The organism is Leifsonia sp. T36S-04, from assembly GCF_042465655.1.
Taxonomy (GTDB): Bacteria; Actinomycetota; Actinomycetes; order Actinomycetales; family Microbacteriaceae; genus Leifsonia.
On record NZ_CP146286.1, the window covers coordinates 2,629,176 to 2,643,070 of the forward strand.

Annotated in this window: 16 protein-coding genes; 6 read left to right on the top strand and 10 right to left on the bottom strand. The window is 68.2% G+C overall.

The window, feature by feature from the left end; translation table 11 throughout:
* Window positions 1-2 precede the first annotated feature (2 nt).
* The 3 genes from P3F85_RS12740 to P3F85_RS12750 form a co-directional block, all read right to left on the bottom strand.
* Entirely contained in the window at window positions 3-1,247 is a 1,245-nt protein-coding gene (locus P3F85_RS12740) for an Nramp family divalent metal transporter (protein ID WP_374008003.1), read from the bottom strand.
* Window positions 1,248-1,312: 65 nt separating this feature from the next.
* Window positions 1,313-1,666, bottom strand: a complete 354-nt coding sequence (locus P3F85_RS12745; protein WP_374008004.1) for a nuclear transport factor 2 family protein — start codon at window positions 1,664-1,666, stop codon at window positions 1,313-1,315.
* A 35-nt stretch (window positions 1,667-1,701) separates the two neighbouring features.
* Complete coding sequence (locus P3F85_RS12750; protein ID WP_374010932.1) at window positions 1,702-3,573, bottom strand: ABC transporter ATP-binding protein; 1,872 nt, start codon at window positions 3,571-3,573, stop codon at window positions 1,702-1,704.
* Window positions 3,574-3,781: 208 nt separating this feature from the next.
* On the opposite strand from P3F85_RS12750, the gene P3F85_RS12755 reads away from it, so the two are divergent.
* The 5 genes from P3F85_RS12755 to P3F85_RS12775 all read left to right on the top strand — a co-directional run bounded on the left by P3F85_RS12755 (window position 3,782) and on the right by P3F85_RS12775 (window position 8,370).
* Window positions 3,782-5,065, top strand: a complete 1,284-nt coding sequence (locus P3F85_RS12755) for an ABC transporter substrate-binding protein (protein WP_374008006.1) — start codon at window positions 3,782-3,784, stop codon at window positions 5,063-5,065.
* Between the two features lie 83 nt (window positions 5,066-5,148).
* Window positions 5,149-6,189, top strand: a complete 1,041-nt coding sequence (locus P3F85_RS12760) for a carbohydrate ABC transporter permease (RefSeq protein WP_374008008.1) — start codon at window positions 5,149-5,151, stop codon at window positions 6,187-6,189.
* Window positions 6,189-7,103 (top strand): carbohydrate ABC transporter permease, encoded by a 915-nt coding sequence (locus P3F85_RS12765; protein ID WP_374008010.1) that lies wholly within the window; start codon window positions 6,189-6,191, stop codon window positions 7,101-7,103. The genes P3F85_RS12760 and P3F85_RS12765 overlap by 1 nt, the downstream gene beginning before the upstream one ends.
* Window positions 7,104-7,107: 4 nt before the next feature.
* Window positions 7,108-7,350: a hypothetical protein gene (locus P3F85_RS12770; RefSeq protein WP_374008012.1), complete on the top strand. Its 243-nt coding sequence runs from the start codon at window positions 7,108-7,110 to the stop codon at window positions 7,348-7,350.
* A 12-nt stretch (window positions 7,351-7,362) separates the two neighbouring features.
* Window positions 7,363-8,370, top strand: a complete 1,008-nt coding sequence (locus tag P3F85_RS12775) for a LacI family DNA-binding transcriptional regulator (protein WP_374008014.1) — start codon at window positions 7,363-7,365, stop codon at window positions 8,368-8,370.
* A 182-nt stretch (window positions 8,371-8,552) separates the two neighbouring features.
* On the opposite strand, the gene P3F85_RS12780 is transcribed toward P3F85_RS12775, so the two are convergent.
* The 3 genes from P3F85_RS12780 to P3F85_RS12790 all read right to left on the bottom strand — a co-directional run bounded on the left by P3F85_RS12780 (window position 8,553) and on the right by P3F85_RS12790 (window position 11,181).
* Window positions 8,553-9,791 (bottom strand): MFS transporter, encoded by a 1,239-nt coding sequence (locus P3F85_RS12780; RefSeq protein WP_374008016.1) that lies wholly within the window; start codon window positions 9,789-9,791, stop codon window positions 8,553-8,555.
* A 75-nt stretch (window positions 9,792-9,866) separates the two neighbouring features.
* Window positions 9,867-10,331, bottom strand: coding sequence for a MarR family winged helix-turn-helix transcriptional regulator (locus P3F85_RS12785; RefSeq protein ID WP_374008017.1), 465 nt, complete (start codon window positions 10,329-10,331; stop codon window positions 9,867-9,869).
* A gap of 31 nt (window positions 10,332-10,362) precedes the next feature.
* Complete coding sequence (locus P3F85_RS12790; RefSeq protein WP_374010933.1) at window positions 10,363-11,181, bottom strand: metalloregulator ArsR/SmtB family transcription factor; 819 nt, start codon at window positions 11,179-11,181, stop codon at window positions 10,363-10,365.
* Window positions 11,182-11,254: 73 nt separating this feature from the next.
* Between P3F85_RS12790 and P3F85_RS12795 the strand changes: the two genes are divergently transcribed.
* Entirely contained in the window at window positions 11,255-11,713 is a 459-nt protein-coding gene (locus P3F85_RS12795; protein WP_374008019.1) for an SRPBCC domain-containing protein, read from the top strand.
* A 33-nt stretch (window positions 11,714-11,746) separates the two neighbouring features.
* On the opposite strand, the gene P3F85_RS12800 is transcribed toward P3F85_RS12795, so the two are convergent.
* The 4 genes from P3F85_RS12800 to rplJ form a co-directional block, all read right to left on the bottom strand.
* Window positions 11,747-12,394: a class I SAM-dependent methyltransferase gene (locus tag P3F85_RS12800; RefSeq protein WP_374008021.1), complete on the bottom strand. Its 648-nt coding sequence runs from the start codon at window positions 12,392-12,394 to the stop codon at window positions 11,747-11,749.
* An 80-nt stretch (window positions 12,395-12,474) separates the two neighbouring features.
* Window positions 12,475-12,618: a hypothetical protein gene (locus P3F85_RS12805; RefSeq protein ID WP_374008022.1), complete on the bottom strand. Its 144-nt coding sequence runs from the start codon at window positions 12,616-12,618 to the stop codon at window positions 12,475-12,477.
* Between the two features lie 249 nt (window positions 12,619-12,867).
* Window positions 12,868-13,257 carry a 50S ribosomal protein L7/L12 gene (gene rplL / locus P3F85_RS12810; RefSeq protein ID WP_374008024.1) on the bottom strand — a complete coding sequence of 130 codons (390 nt, stop codon included), beginning with the start codon at window positions 13,255-13,257 and terminating at the stop codon, window positions 12,868-12,870.
* A 68-nt stretch (window positions 13,258-13,325) separates the two neighbouring features.
* Complete coding sequence (gene rplJ / locus P3F85_RS12815) at window positions 13,326-13,841, bottom strand: 50S ribosomal protein L10 (protein WP_374008026.1); 516 nt, start codon at window positions 13,839-13,841, stop codon at window positions 13,326-13,328.
* Window positions 13,842-13,895 lie beyond the last annotated feature (54 nt).

The window sequence follows — 13,895 nt, forward strand, 5'->3', positions numbered from 1 at the left end:
CGCTAGATCTGGAGGATGGTGAGCACCACGAGGGCGAGGTTCAGCACCACCACGAGCCCGGCGACCGCCCCGCCGAGGATGCGCACCCACAGGCGGTCGGCCGACTCCCCCATCACCGCGCGCGAGCGGGTCAGCCGCAGCAGCGGGATCATCGCGAACGGGATCCCGAGGCTCAGGAACACCTGTGAGAGGACGAGCGCCCAGGTCGGGTCCACACCGAGGGCGAGGATGACCACAGCCGGGACGAGGGTGACGACGCGCCGGACGAGCAGGGGCACCCGGATCGTGAGCAGGCCGCCCATGATGGTCGCGCCCGCATAGCTGCCGACGGAGGCGGACGCGAGCCCTGACGCGAGCAGGCCGATGGCGAACACGACGCCGATGCCCGGACCGAGCGCCGACGAAATCGCCGCGTGCGCGCCCTCGATCGTCCCGGTGCCATCCACCCCGCGCAGCGAAGAAGCCGCGACCAGGAGCATGGCGATGTTGACTGCGCCTGCGATCACCAGCGCGAGGGCTACATCCAGCCGGGTCGCGCGCAGCAGCGTCCGGATGCGTCCGGCGTCCTCGGTCGAGCCGTGACGGTCGCGTGCGAGAGCCGAGTGCAGGTAGATGGCGTGCGGCATCACCGTCGCCCCCAGCATGCTCGCCGCCAGCAGAACCGTCGGTGCGCCGTCGAAGCGGGGCACCAGTCCCGCCGCCGCCTGCCCCCAGTCGACCGGGCTCACGAACAACCCGGCCAGGAAACCCACCGAGATCACGGCGAGCAGTCCCACGATCACGGTCTCGAACGTTCGCTGACCTCGCCGGGACTGGACCGCCAGGATCCCGATGGCGACCAGGCCGACGATGACCCCGCCGATCGGCAGGGGCAGCCCGAACAGCAGGTTCAGCGCGATGGCTCCGCCGATCACCTCGGCGATGTCGGTGGCCGCCGCGACCAGTTCGGCCTGCACCCAGTACGCGCGTCTCCCGGCGGTGCCGAGCCGCTCGCCGAGCAGCTCCGGCAGGGTGCGGCCCGTGACGACCCCGAGCTTGGCCGACTGGTACTGCACGAACACGGCGATCGCGTTGGCCGCGACCAGCACCCAGACCAGCAGGTAGCCGTACCGGGATCCGGCGGTCAGGTTCGCAGCGACGTTGCCGGGATCGACGTACGCGATGGCCGCGACGAAGGCGGGGCCGAGCAGGAGGAGCAGCCGCGTGGGCGCGGTGCGGCCCGTCCGCTCGCGCACGTCGACGCTCATCCGCACCCCTTGCTGAAAAGTTAGGTCAGTCTAACTCTCCGGGACGCGCGGGCGCGAGGTCGGGATCAGCCGGCGATGAGGGTCAGGAGTGAGACGATCCGCCCGGCTCGCACCTCGATGACATCCACCCCCTGGGCGACCGGCGCACCCTCCGGACCGAACGTCCAGGCCAGCGCACCCGTGTCCGAGCCGAGGTAGGCCGGACCGGCCTCGGCGAAGACGAAGGACGCGGGCGCGTCGTCGACGAGCCCGGCCGCCTTGGCCTCGAGCGCATCCCATCCCGTCACTGCGCCGTCCGGGTCGGTGAAGACGACGTCCTCCGCGTAGACGCGCTCGATCGCCTCGCGGCGGGCGGTCGCGTCGCGGTTGCCGAAGACGTCGTGCAGATTGGCGGTGAGCAGTTCGGTGATCGTTGGCACGGAGCCTCCCTTTCATCGGGTCCAGTGGTGGAGCGTCACTCCTCGAGCAGTGCCGTCTCCGTCGTCTGCTCGCGGTAGAGGCGGGAGTAGGTGCCACCCAGCTCCAGCAGCTCGCGGTGCGTCCCTCGCTCGACGACCTGCCCGTGGTCGATCACGAAGATGACGTCGGCGGCCACGATCGTCGAGAGCCGGTGGGCGATCGCGATGGTGGTCCTCCCACTGGATGCCGCGTCCAGCGCCTGCTGCACGACCCGCTCCGAGATGGTGTCGAGCGCACTCGTCGCCTCGTCGAGGACCAGCACCTCCGGGTCCTTCAGCAGCACCCGTGCGATCGCGATGCGCTGCTTCTCGCCGCCGGAGAGCCGGTAGCCGCGCTCCCCCACGACGGTCGCATAGCCGTCCGGGAAACCGACGATGGTCGCATGGATGTTGGCGCGCTTGGCGGCCTCCTCCAGCTCCTCCTGCGTGGCATCGGGACGGGCGTACCGCAGGTTCTCGGCGATGGTCGCGTGGAAGAGGTAGGTCTCCTGGCTGACGACACCGATGTGCGACACGAGCGAGTCCTGCTGCAGGTCGCGCAGGTCGGTGTCGCCGAAGAGGATGCGGCCGCTGGTCGCGTCGTAGAAGCGCGGGATGAGGTAGGACACCGTGGTCTTGCCTGCGCCGCTGGGTCCGACGAACGCGGCGAACTCGCCGGGTTCGATGACGAACGACACGTCGTCCAGGGTGTTGCGCTCGCCGTCCCGGGCGTCCGGGTAGCGGAAGACGACGTGGTCGAACTCGATGCGGCCGAGGTCCCGGGCGGGATCGACCGGCACGGCATCCGTCCGGTCGGCGATCGCCGGCTTCAGGTCGAGGTACTCGAAGATGCGGGCGAACAGCGCCCCCGAGGTCTGCAGATCGAGCGCGACCCGCATCAGCGCGAGCAGCGGGAACAGGAGGCGCGCCTGCACGGTGGTGAAGGCGACGATCGTTCCGGCCGAGATGTCGCTCGCGCCGCGCAGGATGAGCCACCCCGACACGAGGTAGACGATCGCCGGGATCGACGACAGGAAGATGTTCACCATCGCGAAGAACCACTGGCCGCTCATCGCCTGCGAGACCTGCAGCCGGATCTGGTTGTCGTTCTCGTCGGAGTAGCGCCCGACCTCGGTCGCCTGGCGGTTGAAGCTCTTCGAGAGCAGGATGCCGGAGACGCTCAGCGTCTCCTGCGTGATCGCGGTCATGTCGGAGAGCGACTCCTGCGTCTTCGTCGCGATGCGGGCGCGCACCTGGCCGACGCGGCGCTGGGCGATCACGAGGATCGGCATGAGCACGACCGCGACGATGGTCAGCTGCCAGTTCAGCAGCAGCATCGCCACCAGTGCCGCGATCACGGTGACGGTGTTGCCCAGGATGCTCGAGATCGTGTTGGTGAGGACGCTCGCGACCCCGCCCACATCGTTCTGCAGCCGGGACTGGATGATGCCCGTCTTCGTGTGCGTGAAGAAGCTCAGCTCCATCGACTGCAGGTGCGAGAACAGCCGGACCCGCAGGGCGCCCATCACCTTGTTGCCGACGGAGGCGGTCAGGTAGGTCTGCCACACCCCGAGGAGTGCCGACACGACGTACACGACGAGCATCAGGACGACGATCTCGACGAGCACGGGGAGGTTCGGGCCGCCCGGCGGGAACAGTCCCTGATCGAAGGCCCGCTCCGTCAGCAGCGGCGGAACCACCGAGAGCGCTGCACCGACGAGCACCAGCACCATGGTGAACGCGATGGCGCCCCGGTGCGACGAGAACAGCCCCAGAATGCGCCGCAGGAGATGCGGGATCTTCGGGGCCTCCGCGTTGATCGCCCGCTGCGCCTCCGCATCGCCCCCGCTGACGCGCCCACGGCCGCCGCCGCCCGCCATTCCGCGCATCCCGCTCACCCCGCCAGCCTAACTCCCTCCCGCGTGGCCGCGGCTTTCGCCCCGGCCCGCCCCCGGAGCCCTCCCCCGCGGGTAGACCGCTCGTGACGCAACCGTGATGCAAGCGCTTGACGTAAACGCTTGCATCGAGCCCGAGCGGCGAGGTACGCTCGGCGCCGGGCGCACCCGCGCCCGCACCAAGAGCTCAACGAGGAGTGAAATGAAAGCAGCGCGTCTCTCCGTGATCGCCGGTGTGGCCCTGGTGGGTCTGACACTGGCCGGATGCACAGGCGGCGGCGGCTCGGGAAGCGGGGGCGGCGACGCCAACGCCAACACCGACAGCAAGGGCCCCATCACCTACGTGCAGGGCAAGGACAACTCGAACGTCGTCCGCCCGCTGATCGAGAAGTGGAATGCCGCCCACCCGAACGAGAAGGTCACCTTCAAGGAGCAGACCGACCAGGCGGACCAGCAGCACGACGACCTCGTGCAGCACTTCCAGGCGAAGGACGCCAACTACGACGTCGTCGACGTCGATGTGGTCTGGACCGGTGAGTTCGCGGCCAAGGGCTGGCTCCAGCCGTTGACCGGCACGTTCAAGATGGACAACTCGTCCCTCCTGGCTCCGACCGTCAAGTCGGGCACCTACAACGGCACGCAGTACGCGGCGCCGCAGACCTCCGACGGCGGCATCCTGTACTACCGCAAGGACCTGGTCCCCACCCCGCCGAAGACGTGGGATGAGATGCTCAAGGACTGCGACATCGCCAAGGCGCAGGGCATCGGATGCTACGCCGGGCAGTTCGCGCAGTACGAGGGCCTCACGGTGAACGCCGCCGAGGCGATCAACACCAACGGCGGCACGATCGTCGGCGAAGACGGCAAGAAGGTCACCGTCGACAGCCCCGAGGCCAAGGCCGGCCTGACCCGGCTCGTGGATGGCTTCAAGAACGGGCAGATCCCGGCCGAGGCCATCACGTACCAGGAAGAGCAGGGCCGGCAGGCGTTCGAGGCCGGCAAGCTGATGTTCCTGCGCAACTGGCCGTACGTGTACAACCTGGCCAAGACCGACGGCTCGTCGACGGTCAAGGACACCTTCGGGATCGCACCGCTTCCGGGCGTCAGCGCGGACAAGCCGGGCGTCTCCAGCCTGGGCGGCCACAACGCTGCGATCAGCGTGTACTCGAAGCACAAGGCGACCGCGTTCGAGTTCCTGAAGTTCCTGCAGAGCGAAGAGACGCAGAAGTTCTTCGTGACGCAGGGCTCGCTCGCACCGGTGGTCGCTTCGCTGTACGACGACGCGGCGCTGAACAGCCAGCTGCCGTACCTGTCGACCCTGAAGACGTCGATCGCCAACGCGGTTCCGCGTCCGGTGTCGCCGTTCTACCCGGCCATCACCAAGGCCGTTCAGGACAACGCCTACGCCGCCCTGAAGGGTGACAAGACGGTCGACCAGGCGCTGAAGGACATGTCGTCCGCCATCCAGACCGCCAGCGCCGGTTGATACCGGACTGAATCGGTCGCCGGGCGGCGGGATCCATCCCGCCGCCCGGCTCCACACCCACCCAGACTCCTCCGGAGGCACACATGTCAACGTCGAACGTCGTCGCCCCCTCATCCACCTCGACCGGCCAGAAACGCGGGCCGTCCGTGCGCGCGGGCGCGAAGCGTGCCCGCAACAAAGAAGGCCGCGCGGCCCTCTACCTCATCATCCCGACGCTGATCCTCCTGGCCATCGTCATCGGCTACCCCGTGGTCAGCGCCATCGTGATGTCCTTCCAGAAGGACGCAGGACTCGACCCCGCGACCGGGCTGTTCGTCCAGGGCGGCTTCGCCGGCTTCCAGAACTACGCCCACTGGCTGTTCCAGCAGTGCGCCGGTCCGAACGGCACCACGATCACCTGCCCGCCGGGCAACCTGGGCTCCACCTTCTGGAGCGCCGTCTTCGTCACCTTCTTCTTCACCGTGACGACCGTCATCCTCGAGACCGTGCTGGGCCTCTGGTTCGCCCTCATCATGAACCGCGCGTTCCGCGGACGTGGTTTCGTCCGTGCGGCCATCCTCATCCCCTGGGCCATCCCGACCGCCGTCACCGCAAAGCTGTGGTTCTTCATCTTCTCGGTCGCCGGTGTCGCCAACGCGGTCATCGGCGCGCACATCCTCTGGACCAGTGACGAGTGGGCATCGCGATTCGCGGTCATCATCGCCGACACGTGGAAGACGACGCCGTTCATGGCCCTGCTGATCCTCGCCGGCCTGCAGATCATCCCCGAAGAGGTCTACGAGGCGGCGAAAGTCGACGGTGCGACGACCTGGCAGCGCTTCTGGCGTGTGACCATGCCGCTGCTGAAGCCGGCGCTGATGGTCGCCGTGCTGTTCCGCGTTCTGGACGCACTGCGCATCTACGACCTCCCGCAGATCCTCACCGGAGGCGGTGGTGGGACAGGCCATGCCACCACGACCCTGTCGATCCTGGTCGTCGACCAGATCCGGCAAGGGTTCAACAGCGCGGCCGCGCTCTCGACCATCACCTTCATCATCATCTTCCTGGTCGCCTTCATCTTCGTCCGATTGCTCGGCACGAACGTGGTCCGAACGCAGGAGACTCAGCAGAAGGGAGCGAAGTGATGACTGCCGTAGCCGGACAGGCCGCCGCGACAGCGGAGGCAGGCGCACTTCCCCGCACCCGGACCAAGAGCCGCAGCGGGCGTCGCCGTCGTAACCAGAGTGCCCGCACGGGCATCCAGGCGATCGTGATCACGATCTGGTGCCTCCTGCCGTTCTACTGGATGGTCGTCACGTCGTTCCGCGACGTCGGCTACACGAACGACAACACACCGTGGATTACGCACTTCACCTGGGACAACTACATAACGGCGCTGTCCACGAAGCTGGGCAACAACCTGCCAGGGGCTCTGCTGAACTCGCTGTTCATCGGCGTCTGCGTCACGATCATCTCGCTCGTGGTGGGCATCTTCGCCTCGTACGCACTCGCCCGCCTGGACTTCAAGTTCAAGGGCATCGTGCTCGGCATCATCCTCGCCGCCTCGATGTTCCCGGGCGTCGCGCTGATCACCCCGCTGTTCCAGCTGTTCACGAACATCGGGTGGATGGGTACCTACCAGGCGCTGATCATCCCCGAGATCTCGTTCGCCCTGCCGCTGACGGTCTACACGCTCAACTCGTTCTTCCGCGAGATGCCGTGGGACCTCGAGGAGGCGGCGCGGATCGACGGCTGCACGCAGGCGCAGGCGTTCCGGAAGGTCATCCTCCCGCTCGCCGCTCCCGCCGTGTTCACCACCGCGATCCTGGCGTTCATCTCGTCGTGGAACGAGTTCCTGATCTCCAGCCAGCTGTCCAGCGACCGCACCCAGCCGGTCACCGTCGCCATCGCCTCCTTCACCGGCAGCCAGCCGCACCAGGAGCCGTACACGGCGATCATGGCCGCAGGAACGATCGTCACGGTCCCGCTGATCATCCTGGTGCTGATCTTCCAGCGCCGGATCGTCGCCGGACTCACGGCCGGCGGCGTGAAGGGCTGATCTCATGCGGTTCAGCGACTCCCGCGAGCTCGTCGACGTCGGCCTCGGCTTCGTCGGCTTCTTCGCCGTCGCGTTCCTCGGGATCACCGCCTTCTGCGAGCTGACCGGTCAGCCGGCGCTCGGGTGGGCGCTCACCCTGCTGGTGCTCGTGCTCGCCTTCATCGGCCTCCTGCAGCTGCGCCGTCGCATCATCGCGCGGCGGCAGGAGGCCGAGGAGAAGCGGCTGCGCGACCTCCAGGGCTCCTGAACGGAGAGCGCGATGCCAGGCATCGAGGAGGTCGCGCGCGTCACCGGTGTGTCGACGGCCACCGTCTCGCGTGCCCTGCGGGGCCTGCCCAACGTGTCGGACAAGACGCGGGCGGCCGTCCGCAGGGCTGCCGACGAGCTCGGGTACGTCGCGTCGTCGAGCGCCTCCGGCCTCGCCAGCGGACGCACGCTCGCCATGGGCGTCGTCGTCCCATCGGTGAGCCGCTGGTTCTACACCCAGGTGCTCGAGGGGGTGGATGCGGAACTGCGTTCGGCGAGCTACGACATGATCCTGTTCAACCTGGGCGGGCATCGCGGCGACCGGGAGCGTGTCTTCCACCGCAGCATCCTGCGCAAGCGGACCGACGCGCTGCTGGCCCTCTGCCTCGACTTCACGACGGAGGAACGGGAGCAGCTGGCGACCCTCGGCCACCCGACGATCGTCGTTGGCGGTCCGGTGAAGGGACTGCGGAACGTGGGCATCGACGAACCCTCGACCGCGTACACCGCGACCTCGCACCTGATCTCCCTCGGCCACACGGCCATCGCCCACCTCGGTGGTGAGGACGAGGAGGGTCTCAACAGCCAGGTCCCGATCGGCCGGCTGCAGGGGTTCAAGCGCGCCATGCGCGATGCAGGGCTCTCCGTGCCGCCGGAGTGGATCATCCCCGGCGGGTTCTCGCTGCCGGAGAGCCGCGCGGCGATGAACCGGCTGCTCGGACGGCCGGGACCGCGCCCGACCGCAGTGTTCGCCGGCTCGGACGAGATGGCGTTCGGTGCGATCCTGGCGGCCGGAGACCACGGGCTTCGGGTGCCGGACGATCTCTCGGTGATCGGTATCGACGACCACGACTACGCCGCCGGGTTCGGGCTGACGACGATGGCGCAGGACCCGTTCGATCAGGGCGCGACCGCCACGCGCATCCTCCTGGACGAACTGACGGGCGCTGAGCCGAGGACCGCCTCGGTGCGCTCCCCCGTCAGCCTCGTAGTCCGGTCGTCCACCGCGCCTCCCCGCTGACGTGCGGATGCGCGCTTCCGATCTGAGAGAATGGGAGCGCGATCATCCCGCAGACCGCGCCTTTCGGGTAGGTACGGTCCGCACTGGGATCGCCCGTCGGGCTTTCGGGGCCCACATGGCGGGAAGAGCCGCCCTGTCTTCGACGGGGCGGCTCTTCGCATCTCGCTGGGATCGTTCCCCGATCAGTCGGCGTCGGCCAGCGCGAGGACCTCGGCCTCCTGCTGCGCGGTCTCGTGGGGAGCATCCACCCGTTTCAGGTGCTTGTGCCCGATCATGACGAGCGCGGCCGCGATCAGCACCGACACAGCGCCCGCGTAGAACGGCATCGACCGGCTCACCGTGTCGGCGAGCAGCGTCGCGGCGGGTGGTGCGATCGCTCCGCCCAGGAAGCGCACGCCCGAGTACGCGCTCGAGGCGACGGAGCGTGGCAGGTCGGTCGCCTCCATGACGCACTCCGTGAGCACGGTGTTCAGGATGCCGAGCAGCAGGCCGCCGACGACCACGCACACGATCAGTGCGACCAACGAGCCGACGAAGAGTCCGGCGGCCAGCAGGTCGAGGGCGAGCAGCGGCATGACCAGCCAGAGCACACGGGTGCGCGGGAGGCGCGCGGTGAGCAACGGAGCGACCCACACCGACGTGACCGCGAGCGCGACGCCCCAGCCGAAGAAGATCAGGCCGAGGGAGATCGCGCTCTCGACGCCGAGCGGAACGAGCGCGAAGGGTGTGTAGGCGAGCAGCACGAAGAAGCCGATGTTGTAGAACAGGGCCGCGGCGGCCAGGAAGCCGAGCGCCGGCCGTGCCAGCGCGCGGAACGGGGCGGAGAGCTTCGTCGGCGTCGGCTTCTCTGGGTTCTTCTTCAGCAGCAGGACGATGGCGATGAAGCCGATGGCCATCAGGGTGGCCGTGCCGAAGAACGGGCCGCGCCAGCTCCAGCTGCCCAGCAGGCCGCCGAGCAGCGGGCCGATCGCGATGCCGAGCCCGAGCGCCGCCTCGTAGAGGATGATCGCGGCCGAGGTGCCGCCGGAGGCCGCACCGACGATCGTCGCAAGCGCCGTCGAGATGAAGAGCGCGTTGCCGAGACCCCAGCCGGCGCGGAAGCCGATGATCGACTCGACGTTCTGCGAGAGTCCGGCCGCGAGGGCGAACACGACGATGAGCGCGAGGCCGATCAACAGGGTCTTCTTGGCGCCGATGCGGCTGGAGATCCAGCTGCTGAAGAACATGGCGACGCCGGTGATCAGGAGGTAGCTCGTGAAGAGCATCTCGGTCTCGGTGGGCGTTGCCTGCAGGCTTGTGGCGATCGCCGGGAGGATCGGGTCGACGAGACCGATGCCCATGAAGGCGATCACGGAGGCGAAGGCGACGGCCCAGACGGCGGTCGGCTGTTTCAGGATGCTGGTGGGACGATCATGCGACATGAAGGGGTGACGACTCCTTGGACGGTGGTGGTGAGGGGAAGGGATTCGGTGCACGCCGTGGGCGGCGTGCGTGCGTCAGCGGCGGCCGGCGAGTGCGGCGGACGTCGCCGCCGAGAGGTCGACCCGCGAGCCGATGATCTCGACGGTGGCCCGCATGGCGGCCAGCTCGTCGTCGCTGAGGTCGGCGAACATCGGGACGAGAGCGGCCGACAACTCGTCGCGCCAGGTCTGCAGCGCGTCGGCGCCCTTCGCAGTGATGGCGATCTGCCAGGCGCGCGCGTCGTCACTGTCGGCGATGCGCTTGACCCACTCGGCGTCGACCAGGTTGCGCACGAGCTTGGTCATCGTGGGCTGGGACACGCGGCTATGGGTGGCGAGCTCGCCGAGACGCATCGCGCCGACCGACTGCAGCACGCTCAGCGTGCGCCAGGTCGCCGGCGACTCCGTGCTGCCGGTCACCCGGGCGGCGAGTCGGGTCAGGCGGTGTGCGGCGACCACGAGGTCGCCGAGGATCTGGTGGAGTTCGGGAGTCTCGGGCACCGCTCAATTATATATAGCTCTCCTATATAAATCAACCCGACGGACGGTCGTGGCTCATGTCCGCGATCAGCACCCTTTCGAGACCGTCGAGCAGCTGTCCCCACCCGGGTTCCAGCCCGGCGATCATGGCAGCAGTACGGAGATCACCTCCGGCCGCCCGGATCGTCAGCCGCACCGCAGTCATCCCGGCGGAGCGACCGGCCTCCAGCACGACCTCGTGCACCACCTCGAAAAGCGGGTTGCCGTCATCCCCCACGGGCGAGAGGTCATACACGAGTCGACGCCCCGATTCCGCCTCCCGCACACGACCCACCGAGCGATACTGCACCCCGTCGGGCTCCCGGAGCGTCAGCGATACCCGCCCACCGGGAACCGCATCCATCGAGCACTCCACCACCTCGAAGTACGACGGGCTCCACCACCGCGACGCGACGACCGGATCGGTCCAGGCGCTCCAGATCACGGGAGCGGGGGCTGGAAGGTCGCGGCTCAGCTCGATCGTCACCTCCCGCAGTTCTCCCTCCGCGGCTCGAGCCTCAGCGCGCGCTATCGCACCCTCGTAGCGTTCGAGAGCGTCTTCATCGTTCGCGCTCACGGCGAGCGCTCCGAACCACTCGGCGAGCCCGCGCAGCGCCTCACGATCGAGACGCGCGACTCGTCGGCGGCCGAGCCGGTGGATGCGGACGACGCCGGCCGCCTCGAGGGCCTGGAGGTGCTTCGTCGTCTGCGGCTGAAGGGCCCCGAGCGTTGCGGCGACTTCGCCCACTGTCCGCGGCGCCTCAGCGAGCAAGCGCACGATACGAAACCGTGTCGGCTCGGCGATCACCGCGAGCGCCTGCTGGATGTCCATCGTCACTCCCTCAGGATAGTGCTTGACACATTCGTCGTCACGAATATATTGTTCGATCAACGAAGGAGACCCCATGGACGTCATCGAACGAATCGTCACCGCCTCCCCCGAGCGTGTGTGGCAGCTGTGGACCACACCCGACGGCATCTCCCAGTGGTGGGCGCCGGACGGTTTTCGCACCGACGTCGACCGTCTCGACCTGACCGAGGGTGGCGAACTCGTCTACAGAATGACGGCGACGGCTCCCGAACAGATCGAGTTCCTCCGGCAGAACGGAATCCGCCTCAGCACCGAGTCACGGAAAGTGTTCACCGAATTACGCCACCCCCGGCGGCTGGCCTATCGCTCGATCGTCGACTTCGTCCCCGACCGCGAGCCCTACGAACAGCTCACCGTGGTCGACCTCGAGCCGGACGGCGACAGCACCCGCGTCGTGATGCAGGTCGAGCCCATGCACGACGCGGTGTGGACCGAGCGACTGCTCGCAGGGCGGGCCAATGAACTGGAGAACCTCGCCCGCCTCGTGGCGTGACGAACGCCGGCCGTCGACCCCCAGCCATTCCGGTCAGCCGTTGCGCCGGGCCAGCACGTATCCCTGCGGCACCTTCTCGGGCGCGACCGGCGCACGCACCAGTTCCGCGGAGGGGATGAAGCCGGCCTCCACCAGGAGCGACCGGATGCGGGCCGGGTCCTGTCGCCGGGCGTAGGCATCCACCTCGTGCCCGTACGCGTTCGTCACGTGGACGACGTCGTCGCCGACCTGGAAGGCGAGCAGCACGATCCCGCCCGGGCGCAGCACGCGGGCGAACTCCGCGAAGAGCTCGCCCTGCCGCTCGTCCGGCGTGTGGATGATCGAATACCACGCGAGCGCGCCGGCGAGCTCACCATCGGCGAACGGCAGGGCGGCCATCGACGCGACCGCGAACGGGATTGCCGGGTGGTCCCGCCTCGCCACTTCCACCATCCGGGGCGACAGGTCGATGCCGGAGACGTCCATCCCGAGCCCGGCCAGGTACCCGGCGACCCGCCCCGGTCCACAGCCCAGGTCGCCGACGAGACCGCCGCCTGCCCGTGCGACCTGCTCAGCGAAGACGCCCAGCATGGCCCGGTCGTACGGTTCGTCGGCGAGCTGGTCGCGGAGCAGGTCTGCATAGTCCTCGGCGACGAGGTCGTAGGCGGCGCGGGTCTGGATCACATCGGCGGGTTCGTCCACCCGCCTCATCGTAGGGGCGCCGCGCGCGGGAACCGAGAAGCGCCCCCGGCCGGGCGGCCGGGGGCGCTTGGTGGTCGGAGTTACCGCAGGTACCTGTCGTAGAGCAGGGTCCTGCGGCACAGATCCGGCGGGTGGCAGCCGCTGTCGCGGTCCTCCCCGTGGAGCATCGCGTGGCCGAAACCGCGCAGTGCTGTGACGTATGCACGCCAAGTGCTGGTACTCATCGTGGGTTCTTCTTCCGGTTGTGCGTCCTTGCACACCGCAGCACGCCGACAGGCGCGCTCGGACGCGGTGGATGGGTGAGCATCCGCGCCCGCGCGTCGTTAAACGCACGGAGGGCGTCGCCCCGTTGCGGGGGCGACGCCCTCCACAACGCGGACACTCTCTATAAGAAGGAGTCCGCGTCGCGCCGCGTCTATCAGACGCAGTGAGCCTGTCAGCCAGTCAGTAAGAAGAGCCCCGAAGGGCGCGAATTACTTGAGGGTGACGGTGGCGCCAGCCTCTTCGAGCTGAGCCTTGGCCTTCTCGGCGGTCTCCTTGTTGGCGCCCTCGAGGACGGTGCTCGGAGCACCATCGACGACAGCCTTGGCCTCACCGAGGCCGAGGCTGGTGAGAGCGCGCACCTCCTTGATGACCTGGATCTTCTTGTCACCGGCGGCCTCGAGGACGACGTCGAAGGAATCCTTCTCCTCGACCTCTTCGGCAGCGGCGCCCGCACCACCGGCGGCCGGGGCGGCCACGGCGACGGGAGCGGCGGCGGTGACCTCGAAGGTCTCCTCGAACTTCTTCACGAACTCGCTCAGTTCGATGAGCGTGAGCTCCTTGAACGCGTCGAGCAGCTCGTCAGTCGACAGCTTTGCCATGATTCTCTCCTTAGTGTGTGTGGTTACTCACCGCTGGCGCGGTCCTCGCGGACCTGTTCCCGGAGGAACTACGCAGCGGACTCCTGCTTCTCACGCAGCGCGTCGACCGTGCGAACGGCCTGCGACAGCGGTGCGTTGAACAGATATGCGGCTCCGAACAGCGAGGCCTTGAAGGCGCCGGCCAGCTTGGCCAGCAGCACCTCACGGGACTCGAGGTCGGCGAGCTTGCCTACCTCTTCTGCGGTCAGCGGGTTACCGTCGAAGTAACCGCCCTTGACCACCAGCAGAGGGTTTGCCTTGGCAAAGTCACGCAGCGACTTCGCGACGGCGACAGGGTCACCGTGCACGAAGGCGATCGCGGACGGCCCGGCGAGCTCGTCGTCGAACGACGAAATGCCCGCCTTGTTGGCCGCGATCTTGGTCAGCGTGTTCTTCACCACGGCGTAGGTCGCGTGCTCACTGATGGACTTGCGCAGCGTCTTGAGCTGAGCAACAGTGAGACCGCGGTACTCGGTCAGCAGAACGGCGGACGAGCTCTCGAAAAGTCCTTCGAGCTCGGCAACCGCGGCTTCCTTGTTCGCCATGGCCTACTCCTCAATAATGTTCGTCGCACACCGCGGGAGCGGTGTGCCACCAGA

What these genes read in the sequence shown, in the direction of transcription:
- P3F85_RS12790 (WP_374010933.1), bottom strand. Translation starts at nt 11,181, where the DNA reads ATGGACATCCAGCAGGCGCTCGCGGTGATCGCCGAGCCGACACGGTTT.
- P3F85_RS12780 (WP_374008016.1), bottom strand. Translation starts at nt 9,791, where the DNA reads ATGTCGCATGATCGTCCCACCAGCATCCTGAAACAGCCGACCGCCGTC.
- P3F85_RS12760 (WP_374008008.1), top strand. Translation starts at nt 5,149, where the DNA reads ATGTCAACGTCGAACGTCGTCGCCCCCTCATCCACCTCGACCGGCCAG.
- P3F85_RS12805 (WP_374008022.1), bottom strand. Translation starts at nt 12,618, where the DNA reads ATGAGTACCAGCACTTGGCGTGCATACGTCACAGCACTGCGCGGTTTC.
- P3F85_RS12765 (WP_374008010.1), top strand. Translation starts at nt 6,189, where the DNA reads ATGACTGCCGTAGCCGGACAGGCCGCCGCGACAGCGGAGGCAGGCGCA.
- P3F85_RS12795 (WP_374008019.1), top strand. Translation starts at nt 11,255, where the DNA reads ATGGACGTCATCGAACGAATCGTCACCGCCTCCCCCGAGCGTGTGTGG.
- P3F85_RS12740 (WP_374008003.1), bottom strand. Translation starts at nt 1,247, where the DNA reads ATGAGCGTCGACGTGCGCGAGCGGACGGGCCGCACCGCGCCCACGCGG.
- rplJ (WP_374008026.1), bottom strand. Translation starts at nt 13,841, where the DNA reads ATGGCGAACAAGGAAGCCGCGGTTGCCGAGCTCGAAGGACTTTTCGAG.
- P3F85_RS12775 (WP_374008014.1), top strand. Translation starts at nt 7,363, where the DNA reads ATGCCAGGCATCGAGGAGGTCGCGCGCGTCACCGGTGTGTCGACGGCC.
- P3F85_RS12755 (WP_374008006.1), top strand. Translation starts at nt 3,782, where the DNA reads ATGAAAGCAGCGCGTCTCTCCGTGATCGCCGGTGTGGCCCTGGTGGGT.
- P3F85_RS12770 (WP_374008012.1), top strand. Translation starts at nt 7,108, where the DNA reads ATGCGGTTCAGCGACTCCCGCGAGCTCGTCGACGTCGGCCTCGGCTTC.
- P3F85_RS12750 (WP_374010932.1), bottom strand. Translation starts at nt 3,573, where the DNA reads ATGCGCGGAATGGCGGGCGGCGGCGGCCGTGGGCGCGTCAGCGGGGGC.
- rplL (WP_374008024.1), bottom strand. Translation starts at nt 13,257, where the DNA reads ATGGCAAAGCTGTCGACTGACGAGCTGCTCGACGCGTTCAAGGAGCTC.